The organism is Rhizobium sp. Leaf384 (genome assembly GCF_001424065.1).
GTDB lineage: Bacteria > Pseudomonadota > Alphaproteobacteria > Rhizobiales > Rhizobiaceae > Ferranicluibacter.
Genome location: NZ_LMQE01000005.1, coordinates 1049438 through 1068424 on the forward strand (window position 1 = coordinate 1049438; position 18987 = coordinate 1068424).

The 18987-nt window shown below is 64.3% G+C and carries 15 protein-coding genes; 4 read left to right on the plus strand and 11 right to left on the minus strand.

What is annotated here, in order from left to right; all coding sequences use genetic code 11:
* Positions 1–19: 19 nt before the first annotated feature.
* Positions 20–1357, minus strand: a complete 1338-nt coding sequence (locus tag ASG25_RS13210) for a cation:proton antiporter (protein WP_244479395.1) — start codon at positions 1355–1357, stop codon at positions 20–22.
* Positions 1358–1682: 325 nt separating this feature from the next.
* Here ASG25_RS13210 and ASG25_RS13215 point away from each other — a divergent pair, with 325 nt between their 5' ends.
* Positions 1683–2639 (plus strand): DMT family transporter, encoded by a 957-nt coding sequence (locus ASG25_RS13215; RefSeq protein WP_062474201.1) that lies wholly within the window; start codon positions 1683–1685, stop codon positions 2637–2639.
* Positions 2640–3055: 416 nt separating this feature from the next.
* Here ASG25_RS13215 and metF read toward each other — a convergent pair whose 3' ends face one another.
* From metF to ASG25_RS13235, 4 genes are all read right to left on the minus strand, one after another.
* A complete protein-coding gene (gene metF, locus ASG25_RS13220; RefSeq protein ID WP_062474203.1) occupies positions 3056–3967 on the minus strand; it encodes a methylenetetrahydrofolate reductase [NAD(P)H] in 912 nt (303 codons plus the stop codon).
* The gene (locus tag ASG25_RS13225) at positions 3968–4981 is read right to left on the minus strand and encodes a metalloregulator ArsR/SmtB family transcription factor (protein ID WP_062474205.1); all 1014 of its coding nucleotides are present in this window, start codon (positions 4979–4981) and stop codon (positions 3968–3970) included. It abuts the gene before it with no gap.
* Positions 4982–5388: 407 nt separating this feature from the next.
* On the minus strand, positions 5389–7038 hold the full coding sequence (gene ettA / locus ASG25_RS13230; protein ID WP_062474207.1) for an energy-dependent translational throttle protein EttA: 1650 nt from the start codon (positions 7036–7038) through the stop codon (positions 5389–5391).
* 152 nt (positions 7039–7190) lie between these two features.
* Positions 7191–8186, minus strand: a complete 996-nt coding sequence (locus tag ASG25_RS13235; protein ID WP_062474209.1) for a hypothetical protein — start codon at positions 8184–8186, stop codon at positions 7191–7193.
* A gap of 255 nt (positions 8187–8441) precedes the next feature.
* Here ASG25_RS13235 and ASG25_RS13240 point away from each other — a divergent pair, with 255 nt between their 5' ends.
* Positions 8442–9401: an alpha/beta hydrolase gene (locus ASG25_RS13240; RefSeq protein WP_062474211.1), complete on the plus strand. Its 960-nt coding sequence runs from the start codon at positions 8442–8444 to the stop codon at positions 9399–9401.
* A 109-nt stretch (positions 9402–9510) separates the two neighbouring features.
* Here ASG25_RS13240 and ASG25_RS13245 read toward each other — a convergent pair whose 3' ends face one another.
* The gene (locus ASG25_RS13245) at positions 9511–9852 is read right to left on the minus strand and encodes a TIGR01244 family sulfur transferase (protein WP_062474213.1); all 342 of its coding nucleotides are present in this window, start codon (positions 9850–9852) and stop codon (positions 9511–9513) included.
* Positions 9853–9924: 72 nt separating this feature from the next.
* On the minus strand, positions 9925–10785 hold the full coding sequence (locus ASG25_RS13250) for a DUF4432 family protein (RefSeq protein WP_062474215.1): 861 nt from the start codon (positions 10783–10785) through the stop codon (positions 9925–9927).
* A gap of 225 nt (positions 10786–11010) precedes the next feature.
* On the opposite strand from ASG25_RS13250, the gene ASG25_RS13255 reads away from it, so the two are divergent.
* Positions 11011–12402, plus strand: coding sequence for a L,D-transpeptidase (locus tag ASG25_RS13255; protein ID WP_082475821.1), 1392 nt, complete (start codon positions 11011–11013; stop codon positions 12400–12402).
* 174 nt (positions 12403–12576) lie between these two features.
* A complete protein-coding gene (locus tag ASG25_RS13260; protein ID WP_062474219.1) occupies positions 12577–13878 on the plus strand; it encodes an FAD-binding oxidoreductase in 1302 nt (433 codons plus the stop codon).
* Between the two features lie 162 nt (positions 13879–14040).
* Here the strand turns inward: ASG25_RS13260 and ASG25_RS13265 are convergent, their stop codons facing one another.
* From ASG25_RS13265 to ASG25_RS13280, 4 genes are all read right to left on the minus strand, one after another.
* Complete coding sequence (locus tag ASG25_RS13265; RefSeq protein WP_062474221.1) at positions 14041–14733, minus strand: ParA family protein; 693 nt, start codon at positions 14731–14733, stop codon at positions 14041–14043.
* Between the two features lie 187 nt (positions 14734–14920).
* On the minus strand, positions 14921–16066 hold the full coding sequence (locus ASG25_RS13270) for an iron-containing alcohol dehydrogenase (protein ID WP_062474223.1): 1146 nt from the start codon (positions 16064–16066) through the stop codon (positions 14921–14923).
* Positions 16063–17448, minus strand: coding sequence for an aldehyde dehydrogenase family protein (locus tag ASG25_RS13275; protein ID WP_062474624.1), 1386 nt, complete (start codon positions 17446–17448; stop codon positions 16063–16065). Before ASG25_RS13275 ends, ASG25_RS13270 begins: the two co-directional genes overlap by 4 nt.
* Positions 17449–17534: 86 nt before the next feature.
* A complete protein-coding gene (locus ASG25_RS13280; protein WP_062474225.1) occupies positions 17535–18899 on the minus strand; it encodes a glutamine synthetase family protein in 1365 nt (454 codons plus the stop codon).
* Positions 18900–18987: the final 88 nt, after the last annotated feature.

Below are 18987 nucleotides of genomic sequence, written 5' to 3' on the forward strand. Positions count from 1 at the left end.
CCGCGGCGTTTTGCGTCGCTCAGATCTCGCCGGGACCATCGGCATCCGGTCGATCCCCCGACGCTCGATCCCGCCGATGTTGCCGGGCCAGCCGCAACGCGCGAAAGCGGATGCGCAGGGAGCGGCCGATCCCCATCAGCGCGGCACCGCCGCGGGACACCTCGGCGAGCTCCCGCTGATAGGCGAGCGCCAGCGCATGGCCGTAGCTTTCCCGGTGCTCGGCCGCCAGCCCGTCCAACCTGTGCATGATCGAGACCCACAAGGGCGATACCAGTAGCGAAAGAGCGGTGACGGCGATCGCCATGCGATAGGCGTCGAGATCGAGGGCGCCGGCCGACAGACCGGCTGCCGCCAGCACGAAGGAGAACTCGCCGATCTGCGCCATGGAAAGTCCCGCGACGAGTGCGACCTGTGGCGGGGAGCCTGTGCGATGCAGCAATGCGATGTTCAGGACCGTCTTTGCCGCAATGACGACGACGGCCAAAGACAGCACGAGAACAAAGTGTTCGGCGATGAAGGTAAGGTCGATGAGAAGCCCGATCGACAGGAAGAAGGCGACGAGCAGCACGCTCTGGATCGGCTCGATAACCGGGATGACGTGGGCGCGTAACGTCGAATTGCCGATCAGGATGCCGGCGAGAAAGGCCCCATAGGCGGGTGACATGCCGGCGAGACCGGAGAGCGCAGCCGCCGAAAAACAGACGGCCAGCGCGCCGAGCGCCAGGATTTCCACCTTGCCTTCGACCGCCGCGGTAAACGGAAGCCGCAGCTTGCCCCGCCCCCCGAGCCACCAGAGGAGCCCCCCGAGCAACCCGATGGCGAGGATCATCTTGACGGCGATCTCCAGCATGCCGACGTCACCGCCGCTGCTGCCCGCGCCGCCAAGGCTGGTGACGAGAATGAGCATGGGGACAACGGCGATGTCCTGCGCGATCAGCACGCCGACCGCGATGCGACCAGTCTCGTTGCGCAGTTCGCCGCGATCATCGAGCATCTTCATGGCGACGACCGTGGAAGACAGAGCGACGACGAAGCCGAGGATAAGCGCCTCGGCAGACGGTGTTCCCGAGACGGCCGACAGAACCAGCGCCACGGCCACGGACACGCCGATCTGGCCGCCCGCAACGAGCAGGGCCTGCCGGAGACTGAGAATGAAGGCCCGGATCGACAATTCCATGCCGATGAAGAACAGGAGTACGATCACGCCCATCTCCGCCAGCAACGTCACGTTTTCGCTGTCGGAGATGAAGCCGAACCCGGTCGGTCCGAGCGCCACCCCGGCCAGGATGAAGCCGACGAGCGGCGGCTGGCGAAGCCGCAGGAAACCGAGCCCCATCAAGGCGGCAACGGCGATCACGATGGCAATCGAGACGAGATCCTGTCCGTGACCGGCAGCCTCTGAAGCCGTTTGGACGGCGGATGATGTGGGCAGCAGACGTCTCCTTCTTCGCGTTCCTCGACTCGCATCCCCGGGTGCGGGCTTGCCGGGCGCAACAGGGCGGCATGATCGGCATGGACACGACGAGGTCAACCCTCGGCAGGTCGAAGACATCGGCCGACATCCGGCCAAGCGCGTTCCCACCGCCAAGAAACGGGTGGATGGAACACGAAGAATTGGGCTACAGCCCGCCTTGGCGCCGGACGCAGCGGCGCGGACATGCAGGGACGGGGCGGAGAAAAAAATGACGATCACGACAACACCCGTGGAAACGCGGATGACGCCGCTCACCTGGGGCCTGCTGGCGCTGCTCGGGCTGATCTGGGGCGCTTCATTCTTCTTCGGGCGCATTGCTGTTCAGCACGTTCCTGCCTTCACGCTGGTGTTTCTGCGCGTCTCCATCGCCGCGCTGGCGCTGCATCTGTTCATTCGCGGCCGTTTCGACATCTACAAGCAGTTTGCGGCGCGATGGCGCGCCTTTCTGGTCCTGGGACTGCTCAACAATGCCATTCCGCACAGCTTCATCTTTCTCGGCCAGACGCAGATCGGCGCAGGCCTTGCTTCGATCCTCAATGCAACGACGCCGATCTGGACGGTCCTTCTTGCCCATGCCTTCACGAGCGACGAAAAGCTGAGCCCGAGAAAGATCGGCGGTACAGCGCTGGGCCTCGCCGGCACGGTGCTGCTGATCGGGCCAAGCGCGCTCGGCCATCTCGACGCGACGTCCAACGGCATCCCGCTTTGGGCGCTCATCCTGCCGCTGGGTGCGGCCGTCAGCTACGGGCTGGCCGGCATTTACGGTCGCCGTTTCCGCGGATTGGCGCCGCCCGTCACAGCCGCCGGCCAGCTGACGGCATCGACCCTCATCATGCTGCCGGTTTCGCTGCTCTCGGATCATCCCTGGACGCTGGCGATGCCGCCGATGACGACGATCCTCGCCATCCTGGCGCTCGCGCTGGTATCGACCGCCTATGGCTATATTCTCTTCTTCCGCATCATGGCGCGTGCCGGCGCAACCAACACGTCGCTCGTTACGCTGCTGGTGCCGCCGAGCGCCCTGCTCTTCGGTCTGGCTTTCCTCGGAGAGCGTCTCGACATCACGGATATCGGCGGAATGGCCCTGATTGCGGCAGGATTGATCGTCCTGGACGGTCGCCTGCTGGCGCGCAAACGATCTGGGGCCAAGGTTGTTAACACCTAAAAACAAATCGTTAAGATCCGATAGCCTATCGAAATCAAGAGCATGTCTCGCTTCACAGGCTGAATGACGTCGCCGCCGCTGCAACGCAGCACAAGATTTCCTTGGAGGTGTGACATTTTCAACCTATGTTTCAGGCGTTAACGCTTGGAGGGTTGAGTGGGAATCACACGGTCCGTGAATGTTCTCATGATAGGTGCCTCGTTCGCATTCATTGCGATGATGCTCTTCATCTAGGAGGAGATGAAAACCCCGGCGGCCTTGAGGATGGAGGCCGGTGGGAAACTCTCAGCGTGGGACGGGAGAATAACGTCTCTCTGCTCTGGCATGCAGAAGCCCTCGAAATGAACCTTCGAGGGCTTTTGTACGTCGTGTCCCGAACTTCGCCGGGGGCGAACCGCCGGAGCGCCCGGTCGGCGTCAGGCCGCGGCACCTTCGGCGATCTCGTCCGTTCGCTTGAAGCCGACAAGGTCGCAGACGGCCATGATCAGCGGCGAACGGTTCATCGTATAGAGGTGGAAATCCCGCACGCCCCTGCGGGCGAGATCGACGATCTGCTCCGCCGCGATATGGGTCGCCTCTTTGAAGCGCTCTTCGGGCGACTCGTCGAGATGCGCAAGACGCAGGGCGAGCGCCTCGGGAATGCGCGCACCGCAAAGACCCGCAAACTTCGAGACCTGCGAGAACAGGTTGATCGGCAGGATGCCGGGAACGACCGGTATCGAGATGCCCGCTTTGCGGACCCGCTCCAGATATCGCTCGAAATCATTGTTGTCGAAGAAGAATTGCGTCAGGGCACGCGTCGCGCCATTGTCGACCTTGCGCTTCAGCATATCGATATCGGCATCGACGTCGGAACTCTCGGGATGCTTCTCGGGATAGGCGGAAACGGAAATCTGAAAGCGTCCACGCCGGGCGAGTGCCTCCACAAGCGCCGCCGCGTTTTCATATCCGCCCGGAAACGGCTGATACTGGGCGCCAATCCCCCCTTGCGGATCGCCGCGCAGCGCCACGAAGTGCCGGACACCGGCCGCCGCAAACTCGTCCACGACGGCATCCACCTCTGACCGCGTCGCCCCGACGCAGGTGAGATGCGCGGCCGTGCTCGGAATGGCGCAATCGTCGATCAGGCGGCGCACGGTGGTCAGAGACCGTGCCTTCGTGGACCCGCCCGCCCCGTAGGTCACACTGACGAATTCCGGTGCATAGGCATTCAGGGCCGCAGCCGTGCGGGTCAACTGCGCGTCCATCTCATCGGATTTCGGCGGAAAATACTCGAAGGAGAGGCGCAGATCGCCGCGCTCGGCCGGGTAAAGCGTGCGGGTGGACATTCAGCGGGCTCCTGAAGCAAAACGCCGGGATTGATCGGCGGAGGACTCTGCGGGCTTGGCCGCGATCCAGATGGTAACGGTCAGCGGCGTCTCCTGCGCGGCCTTCGGCGAAAGATCGATGACGCGCTGGACGGAAAGGCCCGCCGTCTCGAGCCACTCGCCCATCACCTGATGCGAAAAGCCGAGACGCAGGTGGGCGTGATCCTGCCGCAGATGCTCGAGTGCATGCGGCGCAAGATCGACGATCGCCAGGCGCCCGCCCGGCGCCAGAAGGCGCGACGCTTCCTCGATCGCCGCTTCCGGCGCCTCCAGGAAATGGAGAACCTGATGGATCGTCACCAGATCGAACTGGCGGCCATCGAGAGGTAGATTGAAGATATCGCCATGACGGACGGATGCCGTGGAGACACCGGTCCGATCCAGGTTGGCCCGGGCCACCGCCAGCATGTCACGGCTTGCGTCGACGCCCGTCGCGGTCTTGTAGAGCCCTTGGAAGAGCTGAAGGATCCGCCCGGTGCCGGTTCCGAGATCGAGAAGGCTCTCGACAGGCTCCGGCCCGACGGCCGCCACCAGCGCCGCCTCGACCTCCGCCTCGCTGACATGAAAGCGCCGCATCGCATCCCATTCGGCGGCGTTGCGGCTGAAATAGGCCTGCGCCCGATCGGACCGGGCCTGCTTCAGCGCGGCGAGCCGATCGCTGTCGCGGGCCAGAACCGCATCGTCCCCGTCCGCCGCCGCGAGAACCTGGCGGATCAGCGCGACACCTTCGCCCTGCCCCCGCAGCCGAAAATACGCCCAGGCACCCTCCTGGTAGCGATCGATCAGGGCCGCTTCGGTCAGAAGCTTAAGATGGCGGGAAATACGCGGCTGAGACTGCCCCAGGATCTCGGTGAGGTCCGTCACGGTCAGGTCACCGGCCGCCAAAAGGGCGAGCAGGCGGAAGCGCGTGGGCTCGCCCGCGGCCTTCAGCACGTCCACCACTTCCTCCAGCCGCAATCTGTTGTCGCTCACCATGCTCTTCCCATCAACACATAAAGATATGTTTATGTGATATTGGAAGGGGCTGCAAGCGGAAAGACGGCGTGGGGGCGATTTGCGGCGATCAAAAACGGCTCTGAGGCCGCCGGAGGCTGGGCCATCGCCGATGTATACGGCGCGACACAGTTGCAGGTCCGGTCGACCCCATGACGGGATCTGAAAGGGTCGAGGACGGCATCGGTGCCGACGTCGCCGGCCGGGATGGGATCCCAAGCTGCGCCTTAGCAGCGAACATCTCAGACGCAGAAACAAGAACTCGAAGCGGAGCGCGAAGGCGGCAGCTCGAAGGACCCATGCCGGATCTCTCGTGCCCCGAGGGCATGCCGGGAGCCCGCCCCCCTACAGCAGAAGGACGGGTTCCCGAGCCGATGGCGATCCGACGCTTAACGCGTCAGGCGCTTGTAGGTGACGCGTCGTGGATTGACCGATTCCGGGCCGAGACGACGGACCTTGTCCTTCTCGTAATCCTCGAAGTTGCCTTCGAACCATTCGACATGGCTGTCGCCCTCGAAAGCCAGGATATGCGTTGCGAGCCGGTCGAGGAACATGCGGTCGTGGCTGATGATCACGGCGCAGCCGGCGAAGGCTTCCAGGGCCTCCTCGAGCGCCGAAAGCGTTTCGGTATCGAGGTCGTTCGTCGGTTCGTCGAGCAGGATGACGTTGCCGCCGTCCTTCAGCATCTTGGCGAGATGGACGCGGTTTCTCTGACCGCCCGACAGCGAGCCGACCTTCTGCTGCTGGTCCCCGCCCTTGAAGTTGAACGCACCGCAATAGGCACGGCTGTTCATGTCGTACTTGCCGAGCTTGATGATGTCGTTGCCGCCGGAGATTTCCTCCCAGACGGTCTTGTCGCCACCGAGCGAGTCGCGGCTCTGGTCGACATAACCGAGATCGACCGTCTCCCCGACCGTGATCTTGCCCGTATCCGGCGTTTCCTGACCCGTGATCATGCGGAACAGGGTCGTCTTGCCGGCGCCGTTCGGGCCGATGACGCCGACGATGCCGCCCGGGGGAAGCTTGAACGTGAGGTTGTCGATCAGCAGGCGATCGCCATAGCTCTTCGACAGGTTCTCGGCCTCGATGACGACCTGACCCAGCCGTTCACCGACAGGGATGACGATCTGTGCTTCGCCCGGCTTGCGGTTTTCCGCTGCTTCCACCAACTCGTCATAGGCGCGAATACGCGCCTTCGACTTGGCTTGACGCGCGCGGGGGCTGGAGGCAATCCATTCCTGCTCGCGGGACAGCGCCTTCTGCTTGGCGACGTCTTCGCGGCCTTCCTGCGCAAGACGCTTGGCCTTGGACTGCAGATAGGCGGAATAATTGCCCTCGTAGGGAATGCCGCGACCGCGGTCGAGTTCGAGAATCCAGCCCGTGACATTGTCGAGGAAGTAGCGGTCGTGGGTGATCATCATGACGGCACCCGGGTATTCCCGCAGGTGCTTTTCGAGCCAGGCGATCGTCTCGGCATCCAGGTGGTTGGTCGGTTCGTCGAGGAGCAGCAGGTCCGGCTGGGACAGGAGCAGCTTGCAGAGTGCGACGCGACGGCGCTCACCACCCGACAATGCGGTGACGTCCGCATCTGCCGGCGGGCAGCGCAGAGCATCCATGGCCATCTCGACCTGGCTGTCGAGATCCCAGAGGTTCTGACTGTCGATGACGTCCTGCAGACGTGCGCCTTCGTCGGCCGTCTCGTCGGAGTAGTTCATCATCAGTTCGTTGTAGCGCTCGAGCACGGCCGTCTTGTGGGCGACGCCCTCCATGACGTTGCCGAGCACGTCCTTGTCTGGATTGAGCTGCGGCTCCTGCGGCAAATAGCCGAGCGTCGCGCCCTCGGCGAGCCAGGCTTCGCCGGTATATTCCTTATCAAGACCGGCCATGATGCGCAGGACGGTCGACTTGCCGGCCCCGTTCGGTCCGAGAATACCGATCTTCGCATCGGGGTAGAAGGAGAGATGGACGTTCTCCAGAACCTTCTTCGTGCCGTAGGCCTTGTTCAGCCCGGCCATGTGATAGATGAATTGACGCGCCATGCTCGATCAATGCTCCGCGGGAATTGGAATTTGGCCCGCTATGTAGGCGAATTGCGCCGGGGGAGCAATGACACCGGCCGTCATTTCCACCCCGATGCGGAATTGGAGCGCCCGCACGACGTCAACCGAAACAAGTCGCGGTTCGGCAACCCTTAAGGGCGCCCGATCGCAGCATCCGATGCGTCGTCGCCAGGATCCTCCTCGGTCCCCGTCGTCTCGGATCCCGTCTTTCCGGTCCCCTCCCTCGACCCCGCCTTCCCAGCCGCAGCCCCTGCCCCTGCCGGACGCGGTGCAGACGGTTGACCGGCGGCATCGACCAGACCGACGCTGCAGCGCGAGGCGATCGGTGCGGCGCCAAGGATGGCCGCGGCGAAATCCGAGGCGTCGGTCATCGTCGGGGAGAGCCCGACCGTCAGCCCCGTCACCAGCGTCCGATCCCCGATCTTGCGGCATTGGAGACGAACACGCTCCCCTGCGCCGACTGCAAAATCGGTGTCGAACGCGGCCCTCACCTCGGACTCGCGGATCTCCTGCCCGATCCTGCTGCGAAACAGCGCGCCGACGGCAGACCGGTTCACCGCCTCGAGCAGCCGGATCTGCAGAGAGAAATACGCCTCGGGTTCGAGCAACTGGCAACTCCCGCTTCGCAGCCACAGATGCCGGTCGAGCCCGGAAGCGACCCCCGGCATGGCGGAGGCAAGCCTCGCGCCGACGTCGGCCGAAAGCGGCACCGCCGGCAAAGCCAGCCAGTCATGCCTGCGGTCCTGCACTTGAAGAGCGTCGGAGACCTTGCAGAAGCTGTTGCGGACCGGCCAGAGGCCGGCGAGCGTGAGTTCTGTCGCATCAGTGCGCCCGGAGGTCTGACCCACACATTCCGGACGACGGGCCTTGATCTCGCAAAAGGCAGGCAACCAGCTGAGCCCGAGAACCTGGCCGGTGCGTCCCGCTTCGGGCTTGCGCTTTTTGCCGTCCCGAACGGTGGCGGGATCGGACGGCGCGGATGCGGCCGTGCGCACCGCGTTGCCCGGGGAACCGGGCGCGTCGTGCGCGACGCCCGGACGGGAGAGGGACGCATCCGCCGCAACCCACGTGGACGCGACAGCCGCGACATCCCCCGCTTGCGCACCGCCCGCCGCGCTTGCTAGCATCAGGGCAAATGCGAGGCAGCGGAGCGAACGACCGAGACAGGACCACGGATCGAGAGGCCTCGACCTTGGAAACGACGCAGACAAACCAGCGCGAACACCTGACGACATGATCTCGACCTCCGGAACAAAACGTGATCAATTAAGGTCTAAATAACGAATATTGCAAGCACGGAGTTGGTACGAGGTGTGTTTTTTTAGAAAACGCTCATATTGACATCGCGACGTGGCGGCGGGATAGTGCACGGGAGGCAGCTTATGGAGGGATCGATCGTGGCATTCGAGGACAGGCGGCTTGCCAGCCCGTCGGGTGCGGATCTCGCCGTCTATCATCTGCCGGCGACGACGCCGACGCGCGGTGTGCTGCTGGTCAACCACGGCGTGGCCGAGCATGGACGACGCTATATCGACTTCGCCCGGTCCATGGCGGCACAGGGTTTTGCTGTCTATGTGCATGATCATCGAGGGCATGGCGCGACGCGTTCTCCGGCGGAACTGCAGGGGAGATTTGCGCCCGATGGCGGCGTCGATGCGGTGCTGACGGACGTGGCGGCCGTCAGGAACGAGGCCGCATCCGAGCACCCTGGTCTTCCGATCATCCTCTTCGGGCATTCCATGGGCGGCCTGGTTGCCCTGAATGCCGCGGAACGCGATCCGGAACTGTACGACGGCCTCGCGATCTGGAACTCGAACTTCCATCCCGGCCTGCTCGGTCGTCTCGGGCAGCGCGTGCTGGCGATCGAGAGGATGCTGAAGGGATCGGACGTGCCGAGCCCGCTGATCGCCCGCTTCACCTTCGGCGAGTGGGCACGCTCCGTTGCGCATCGCCGGACGGATTTCGACTGGCTGTCGCGCAATCCCGCAGAGGTGGACGCTTACATCGCGGATCCCCTTTGCGGTTTCGACATTACGGTCTCGCTATGGGTCGAAATGCTCCGCATGTGCTTTGCGGGCGGAGAGCTCGATCGCCTTCGCCGGCTGCCGCCGCAAATGCCCGTGAACCTTGTGGGCGGCGGAGAGGACCCCGTCACCAAGAAGGGCAAGGCGACGGTCTGGCTCCAGGCCCGGATGAAGAAAGCGGGCCTGCAGCGGGTCACCACGATGATCTATCCGGGGGCTCGCCACGACACGCTGAAGGACACGGTCCGGGAACGCGCCATCCAGGCATTCTCCGTCTGGTGCCTCGGTGTCATCGGGCGCCCCTCCGTCGGCACCTAATCGCCTGTATCGGTCCGCACATGTTCGGCTCCGGGATCCAGGCGATCGCCCGGCTCGGGCGCCTTCAGGGCGGCGAAGCCGGGCAGGCAGCGCGGCGCCCGGCCCTCTCTTATCCGCGGATGTGCTGGGTCTGCTGATAGACCGCGGTGGAGCGCGCGCCGGAACGGCAATAGCCGAGCATGGGGCGCTGGAACGTGTCGAGCGCGTCGACCATCTTGTGAACGGCTTCGGCCGTCACGCCGGCGGGGCCGACGGGAATATGCATCGTTTCGATGCCGAGGGCGTGGGCGCGCTGCTCGATCTCGGCGTAGTCCGGCTGGCCCGGCTGTTCGTGGTCCGGACGGTGGCAGACGATCGACTTGAAGCCGAGCGCCTTGATCTGGTCGAGGTCGGCGGCCGTGATCTGGCCGGTTACGGAATATTCGTCATTGATTGGGCGGATGTCGTCCATGCAGGTTCTCCTCGACGCGCGGCGTGCCGCAAGCTTCGTTGCCGACGATGTAGGACGCCTTTGCCGCGCAGGTCAATCAGCCCGGTCCGCCCCGGCCGCATCGACAAGGCCGAACATCAGCTCATACGCGATCGCCGCACCCGGCATGAGCATGACGAGCTCGCCGCTCTGCGACAGCTCGGAGCGCTTGGCGATCCGGTGCGACACCGGCTCGATGCTGACCACGTCGGCGGCGTCCCTCTGGCAACGCCACATCTGGAGAAACGGCAGTCCGTCGGTTTTGAAGGATATGTCGAGCGAGCGGTTCGCAAGCGCCGCAAACGGGCCGACCCGCAGCCTCGCCCAGCCGTCCGGACCAAGGGACACCGCGCCGGCCGGAAACAGAACATGCGCGCTTTCGCCGTCGCCGAATCGCCAGGTCATGGCTCCGTTCGGAATCATGGCGCCGCTGATGCGGGTCTGATCATCAAAGAAGCGTCCCGCAATATTGATGTGATACATCCACATGGGCGGAAACGGCCTGTCGCCGATATTCTCGACCCGATCCCGAAGATGAACCGATCCCTGCTTTATCGACCAGCGGCGATCGAGCCGGGCCTTGCCGCCATCGGCCAAGGCGATATCGACCATCGCCCGGCACGTGGTGTCGCTCGCCTCCCACGGGGTCCGGTCGACCGGCGTCCCCGACAGCGAACCGTGAAGCGGATAGCGCCCTCCGCCGTCCGTGGGCTCGGGATGCCGGATATGATCCGGACCGCAGGTGAAAAGAAAACCCTTTAACGCCTGATCGATGCGCGGATCCCCGTCGGACGGGATCGCATCTCCCGGCGAGAGGTCTGTCCCGTCGATGACCAGTGCCGCCACATCCATGGCGGAGGCAGGATCGAGCAGCAGTGTGACCACCTGCCCTCCATGGCTGTCGTCCAGTCGCATCGTCTCCCCTTCCCAAGGCGCCATCCCGTGCCGATCGCGCCTTGGACGGCGCACCCACACATGGTTAGCAGTTCTTTAACGTTGAATTCAGGCTTTTCATATTAACGTCCCATTCCGCTTGTAGCTCGCGGGACGGCCCGCCCATCAACAGGTTCCCGCCTATCAACAGGTATTCACGTGACGATCGCTCCGAGACGCATCTCCTCCCTTCTTCTGGCCGCCCTCATGGCGGCGAGCCTCGGGCCGGCTTCCACGCCGGCTGCGGCCCAGTCCCGCATCGTGCTGTCGCCCGATCAGGTCCTGGTGACGCCGCAGGGGGATGTTCTCGACTACGTCCCTGAAAACGGCGAGGTCCGCGTGATGCGCGATGCCAGAGGCCGCACGGTCCTTGTGGACAATTGGGGCAATATCGTCGCCACCGTGATGGGATCGCGTGGCGCCAACGCGGGACGCCGCCGCGCCGCGCCCGATTCCTATGGCGCCGAACCCTATGGCGACGAGGCCTTCGGCGGTCGCCCCCGGAGGGAGCGGGTCTACGGCAACGGCACCTTCGGCGATGAAGCCGATCGCGACCGGCCCTATGTCCGCGGGCGTGACGGCGCAAACGGCGTTCCGGATTACCGCAATTTCGTGCCGCCGGGCGTGGAGCGTGGCGATCTTCCCGCCGCAGACGAAACGCTCCCCGACGAAAACGACATGGCCGCCCTGCCACCCGAACAGCCTCCGGCCTCGCAGGGCACCACCCTGCCCCGCGCAGCCACGATCACCCGCAAGTCGAGTGCGGAAATCACCGCCCTGCAGGTGTTTCTCGATCGCGAAGGTTTTTCGCCCGGCGTCATCGACGGCAAGAACGGCTCGAACGTCACCAAGGCGATCGAGGCCTGGCAGCAGGCGACCGGCGAAACGCTCGACCCGAACAACACGGAAGACATCCTTGAACGCCTGCGCTTGAGCGGCGGCCTCGCCATCACGACCTACACCATCACGGCCGCCGACGCCGCGGGTCCCTATGTCGCGGAGATCCCGGAAGACTATGCGCACAAGGCCCTGCTTCCGCACATGTCCTTCACCTCGACCACGGAAATGCTCGGCGAGCGCTTCCACATGGACGAAGCCTATCTGCGCGAACTGAACCCCGGGGTCGATTTCACAATTCCCGGCACCATCATCAAGGTGATCAATCCGGGCGAGCCGAAGACCGGCAAGGTCACGCGCATCGTCGCAGACAAGCCGCGGAAGCAGGTCTTCGCCTACGACGAATCGGGCGCGTTGATCGCTGCCTATCCGGCAACGATCGGCTCATCGGACACGCCGTCGCCGTCCGGCACCGTGCAGGTCGATCGGATCGCGCTCAATCCGGGCTATACCTACAATCCGAAGATCAACTTCAAGCAAGGCGAGAACGACAAGGTCCTCACCTTGCAGCCGGGCCCGAACGGCCCCGTGGGTACGGTCTGGATCGCGCTGTCGAAGCCGACCTACGGCATCCACGGGACGCCCGAGCCGTCCAAGATCGGCAAGACCCAGAGCCATGGCTGCGTGCGACTGACCAACTGGGATGCGACGGAACTCGCGAAGATGGTAAGCGTCGGCACCACGGTGGAGTTCCTCGACTGATCGTCGACACGGGGATGGCTCGATCGCGCTGCGAGACGGCAGGGTAGAGCCGCGGTCGCAAACCCCGGGGCATTGTCGCGGCTCATCACGTCATCTGCGATTGTCATGAGGCGTCGGAGACCAAGATCGGCTATCTCTGCGCAGCAGAGCTCTGGACACAACAAGGATGCCCGCATGGCGGACGAACGCGCGCGTTACAAGATCGGGCCGAACCTCTGGCATGCGACCGCGCCGCCCCCGCCGCAGACCGCTTCTCTCGAGACGCATGTGACAGCGGACGTCGCCATTGTCGGCGGCGGTTTCACGGGGCTCTCGACGGCCCTGCATCTCGCGGAACAGGGCGCCGACGTCGTCCTCATCGAGGCCCGGATGATCGGCTTCGGTGGGTCGGGCCGCAATGTCGGCCTTGTCAATGCGGGCATGTGGACGAAGCCGGCAGACCTGATCGCCACGCTCGGAAAAGAGCCGGGCGAGCGCCTGCTGCACGCCCTTGGCGATGGCCCCTCTCTCGTCTTTGATCTGGTCGAGCGCCACGACATCCCGTGCGAGGCGGTGCGCCACGGCACGCTGCATATGGCGGTGGGCGCCGAGGGCCTGTCGGACATCACGGACCGGCAGGCGCAATGGGCCGCGTTCGGCGCGCCAGTCGAACTGCTCGACAAGGACCAGGCCCACCGGCTGACCGGTGCCGAAGGTTTTGCGGGCGGCCTTCTCGACCGCCGCGCCGGCACGATCCAGCCTTTGGCCTATGCCCACGGGCTGGCGCATGCGGGTGTCAAGGCCGGCGTCCGTCTCTTCACGGAAACGCCCCTTCAGGAGGCCACCCGGACCGGGGCCAACTGGGTGCTGAAGACCCCGGCCGGCAGCGTCACCGCACCGAAGGTCGTGCTGGCCACCAATGCCTATGGGACGCTGGTCGAGGGGATGCCCTGGCAGGCGTCCGCCACGGAACTGACGATTCTTCCGTATTTCCAGTTCGCCACGAAGCCGCTTTCGGCCAATGTTGCGGCCGCGATCCTGCCCGAGCGCCAGGGTTGCTGGGACACCGGTCTCGTCATGACCTCGTTTCGGATGGACCAGCAGAATCGCCTCATCTTCGGCAGCATCGGACGCCTCGACGCCATGGCCACGGGGACGCATCGCGGATTTGCCAGGCGCTCGCTTGAAGCGCTCTTCCCCCAGCTCGGCGCCATCGATTTCGAATATTGGTGGGACGGCCGCATCGGCATGACCACCAATGCCCTGCCCCGCCTCCACACGGTGGCGCCCGATGTGCTTTCGGTCAGCGGCTACAATGGTCGCGGCATTGCACCGGGTACGGTCTTCGGCCGGGCCCTGGCCCATCACATCGCCGGTGGCGCCCATGAGATGCCGCTCGACGAGACGCCGGTGACGCCCGATCCGTTGCGGGCGGTCAAGTCGGCCTTCTATCATGTCGGCGCGCAGGCGAAGCACCTGATCGACCGGCGCTTCTAATGCCTGTCGCCCGAACGTGTGCAGCGGTTTCGGGTAACGCCATGCATCAAAACAAGACCTTAAAGCGCGCTGCGTGAATCCTTTTCGCGCAGCGCGCTTCCAAAGGCGCAATCGTGGAAGGCGGACGCAACATGGAGGATGCCGCGTCTTCCGCGAGATGGGTCAGGCCGCGCGGCGGAAGGCGCGGGTGACATGGAGCGGCACGAGGCGCCGGACTTCCTCGGCAAACAGGCGGGCATTCTCCCGCGCCTTGTCGAGATTGCTCACACGTGCCGGGTCCATGGTCTGCAAGGTGCCGCCGCAGTCGAACACGTCGCGAAAAGCCGCGCGCTCGATGATCGGGGTTTCCAGGACGCGCACATTGCGACTGGCAAGGAGCCCCTTGACCACCTGCAGCGCCCGCGTCGTGACAAGCGAACTGACCCGCGTCAACACCACCGAATGGTCGATGCGCACGCCGGCCTGCTTTTCAAGCTGCGCCAGCAGTTCCAGAACCTGCGCGCCGCCCTTGGCATCCATGGAACAGCCCTGGATGGGGATGAGCACGTGATCGGAAAGTCCGATGGCGGTTGCGAGCAGGCTGTTGCGTGCGCCGGCCAGATCGATGACGAAATAGTCGGTGCTGCGTCGGTTTTCGATAATGTGGCCCTGGATCGAGGCCATGGAAATTTCGGAGATGACGTCGATGTTCGGGACGCGACCCGAGATCTCGTGCCAGGTCGAGATCCAGCGCTGCGGATCGGCGTCGAGCACCGTGACGCGATTGCCGCCGCGGGCAAGCTCGGTTGCGAGAATAAGCGCGGCTGTGGTTTTGCCTGCGCCGCCCTTCGTGTTGGCGAGTGTAATGACTGGCATGGAAACCTCTTTGGGGACGCAAAGCCCCGGTTTGCCCCGCAATCAGCTCCAGCCCCTGAAGCCGCTTCGGTTAACCAAATCTTTCAAATCGTGGTTAACGAAGTGTTAACGCGCCATACGAGAACCAATGAGAGACAGCCTGGCGCAGGCTTTAGAAACGCTGCGCCAGGCGGGTGTTCAAGAGGGCTCAGATCGTCTCGATGAACAGCGCTCGCGCCGCGTCCAGCGTCAGTTCGACCGGGTTCCCACCCGCCGTTGGATCGACGATGGCCATCTCGGCCATGCGGTCGATCTGGTCCGTTCCGACGCCGAGCCCGGACAGCGCCTCGGGGACGCCGAGGCTTGCACGCAGCTCGAGCACATAGGCTGCGAAACCATCGAACCCACCGGAGATGCCGAGATAGGCCGCTGCCCGCGCAATCTTCTCCTCGATGACCGGCCGGTTGAAGCGCAGCACCGCCGGCATCACCACGGCATTGGTCATGCCGTGGTGCGTGTTGTAGATCGCGCCGACGGGATGCGAGAGCGCATGGATCGCGCCGAGTCCCTTCTGGAACGCGACCGCCCCCATGGCCGCGGCGCTCATCATGTTGGCGCGCGCTTCGATATCCTGGCCATCGGCAACCGCACGCGGCAGGTATTCCTTCACGAGCCGCATGCCTTCAAGCGCGATGCCCTGGGACATGGGATGGTAGAAGGGCGACGAGTAGGCCTCCAGGCAATGGGCGAAGGCGTCCATGCCTGTTCCCACCGTGATGACCTTGGGCATGCCGACCGTAAGCTCGGGATCGCAGATCGTGACGGCGGGAAGGAACTTCGGATGGAAGATGACCTTTTTCGTATGCGTCACATGATCCGTGATGACGCTGGCGCGGCCGACCTCCGACCCGGTGCCCGCCGTGGTGGGGACCGCGATGATCGGCGCGATGCCGGGAACGGACGCGCGCGTCCACCAGTCGCCCACGTCCTCGAAGTCCCAGACCGGCCGTGTCTGGCCCGCCATGAAGGCAACGGCCTTGCCGAGGTCGAGCCCCGAGCCGCCACCGAAAGCAACGACGCCATCGTGCCCGCCGGCGTGGAAAGCCTTTACGCCAGCTTCCAGGTTCAGATCGTTGGGATTGGGATCGACATCCGCGAAGATGGCGCGACCGAGGCCGGCGGCCTCCAGAAGATCGAGGGCGTTCTGCGTGATCGCCATCGGCGCCAGGCCACGATCCGTCACCAGCAGCGGGCGCTCTATGCCGACGGCCTTGCAATGCTCCGCGAGTTCCTTGATTCGCCCTGCCCCGAACTTGATGGCGGTCGGGTAGCTCCAGTTAGCGGTAATGGTCATGCCGTGACTTTCTTCAGATGGTAGGATTTCGGCCGGGTCAGATTGTGAAAGCCGAAGACGGAGAGCGAACCGCCGCGACCGGTCTCCTTGACGCCGGTCCAGCAGAGCGCGGGATCCAGGTAGTCGGCGCGGTTCATGAAGACGGTGCCTGTCTCGATCTCGGCGCCGATGTCGGCTGCGCGTTCCGGGTCCTGCGTCCAGAGCGATGCGGTCAGCCCGTATTTGCAGTCGTTCATCAGGGCGAGCGCCTCGGCGTCGTTCCTGACCTTCATAATGCCGACGGCCGGGCCAAAGGTTTCCTCGGTCATGAACTCCATCGAGTGGTCCACGTCGACGAGGATCTGGGGCGCGAGATAGGCGCCGCCGTCATCGGTGGGAAACAGCTTCGGGTCGATCATGGCGCGCGCGCCCTTTGCGATGGCGTCGGCGACCTGCGCCCGCACCACTGCGGCGAAGCGCTTGTTGGCCATCGGACCGAGGGTCGTTTCCGGATCCAGTGGATTGCCGAGCCTGTAGTTCGAAACCCAGGCGACCGACTTCTCCACGAAATCGTCATAGAGACTTTCATGCACGTAGATGCGCTCGATGCCACAGCAGCACTGGCCGGAATTGTAGGTCGCGCCATCCATCAGCGTGTCGACCGCCGCATCGAGATCGGCATCCTCCAGGACATAGCCCGGATCCTTACCCCCCAGTTCGAGCCCGAGACCGGTAAAGGTGCCCGCTGCCGCGCGCTCGATGGATCGCCCACCCTCCACGGAGCCCGTGAAGTTGACGAAGTCGAAGGCCTTGGCGGCGATCAGGCGCGCACTTGTCTCATGATCGAGGAACAGGTTCTGGAACACGTCCTCGGGCATGCCGGCCTCGGTGAAGGCGCGCACCATGCGCTCCCCGACCAGCAGCGTCTGGCTCGCATGCTTGATGACCACGACATTGCCGGCCATCAGAGCGGGCGCGATCGTGTTGATCGCGGTCATGTAAGGATAATTCCAGGGCGCGATGACGAAAACGACGCCATGCGCCTCGCGCACGATCCGGCGCTCGAAACGCTCGCTCTCCTCGATCACCATCGGCTTCATGGCGTCGGCGGCGATCGAGGCGACGTAATTGGAGCGCTCGTTGAAGCCGCGGAACTCGCCGCCATACTTGACCGGACGTCCCATCTGCCAGGCAAGCTCCGGCACTACCTCGTCCGCCATCTCGTTCAGCCGGGTCACGCCCTTGAGCACGAGTTGCACGCGCTCCTCGAGCGGTCGTTTCGCCCACATCTTTTGTGCCCTGCGCGCGCGGGCGACGGCCGCGGCCGCAGCCTCGTAGGGCATGGCCTCGCGCTCGGCATAGACCGAGCCGTCGACCGGCGAAATGCATTGAATCATCGTCATCATCAACTCCAGAGGAAGTCGGCCCGCAGGCCGTCGTCTCGACGCGGGGGATGCCGAGACATGGCGCACCCCGACGGGTTTTGCAATCACGCGCGCTCGAAACCGCGCGCGACCTCCCAATCCGTGACGCGGCGATCGTACTCTTCCTGCTCCCAAGTGCCGGCTCGCGTATAGTGGTCTATCACCGCGTCGCCAAACGCCGCCCGCAGCATGGACGAATGCGTCATGAGGTCCGTCGCGTGCCGCAATGTCTTCGGGATCTCGCGAATGTCCTTGCCGGAATAGGCGTCGCCCACGAAGGGCGCCTCGAGCTCCAGCTTGCCCTCGATCCCGGCGATCCCGGCGGCGAGCAAGGCAGCCATCGCGAGATAGGGGTTGAGGTCGGAACCGCCGACCCGGCACTCGATGCGGATGCCCTTCGTACCTTCACCGCAGAGCCGGTATCCTGCCGTGCGGTTATCCTTGGACCAGACGGCCTTGGTCGGTGCGAAGGTGCCGGCCATGAAGCGCTTGTAGGAATTGATGTAGGGCGCGAGGAAATAGGTGATCTCGCCCGCATGGGTCAGCAGGCCGGCGACGTAGTGGCGCATGGTGTCCGACATGCCGTATTCACCCTTCTTGTCGAAGAAGTGGGACGTCTTGCCGTCGAGACTCCAGAGCGACTGGTGGATGTGCGAGGACGAGCCCGCCGCGTTCATGTGCCATTTGGCCAGGAAGGTGATGGCCTTGCCTTTGGACCAGGCAATCTCCTTGCAGCCGTTCTTGATGATGACGTGCCGGTCCGCCATAGCCAGCGCTTCGGCATAGCGGACATTGATTTCTTCCTGTCCCGCCGACGCCTCGCCCTTGGAGTTTTCGACCGGGATACCCGCTCCCTGCAGGCCCTTGCGGATCGCGCGCATCACGTCCTCTTCCTTGGTCGTCTGGAAGATATGGTAGTCCTCGTTGTAACCGCTGACGAGCTTCAGGTCGCGATAGCCGCTTTCGCGGGCATGATCATAGGACTGGTCGAACAGGAAGAATTCGAGTTCGCTCGCCATGAAGGCCTTGAGCCCCATGGCTTCCAGCCGCTTCACCTGCCGCTTCAGGATGGCGCGTGGAGAGTGCGGGACCTCTTCGTGCGTGTGATGGTCGAGCATGTCGCAGAGCACCAGCGCCGTGCCTTCGAGCCAGGGAATCCGGCGAAGCGTGCTCAGATCGGGCTTCATCGTATAGTCGCCATAGCCGGACTCCCAGCTCGTCGATTTGTACCCGGACACCGTCTCCATCTCGAGATCGGTCGCCAGCAGATAGTTGCAGCTGTGGGTCTCTTCGAAGGCGCTTTCGACGAAGTATTCGGCCTGGAAGCGTTTGCCCATCAGGCGGCCCTGCATGTCGATCTGGCAGGCGAGAACCGTGTCGATCCGCCCCTCGGCGACGTCGGTCTTCAGGTCTTCGAACGAATATGTCATCGGGCATCCTGTCTGCGTGGGTCGAAGCTCAAAGGGGTGTGCGGGGCGGCACCCGGCATATCGGGTGCCGCCGTGTCGGGCGGGGGTG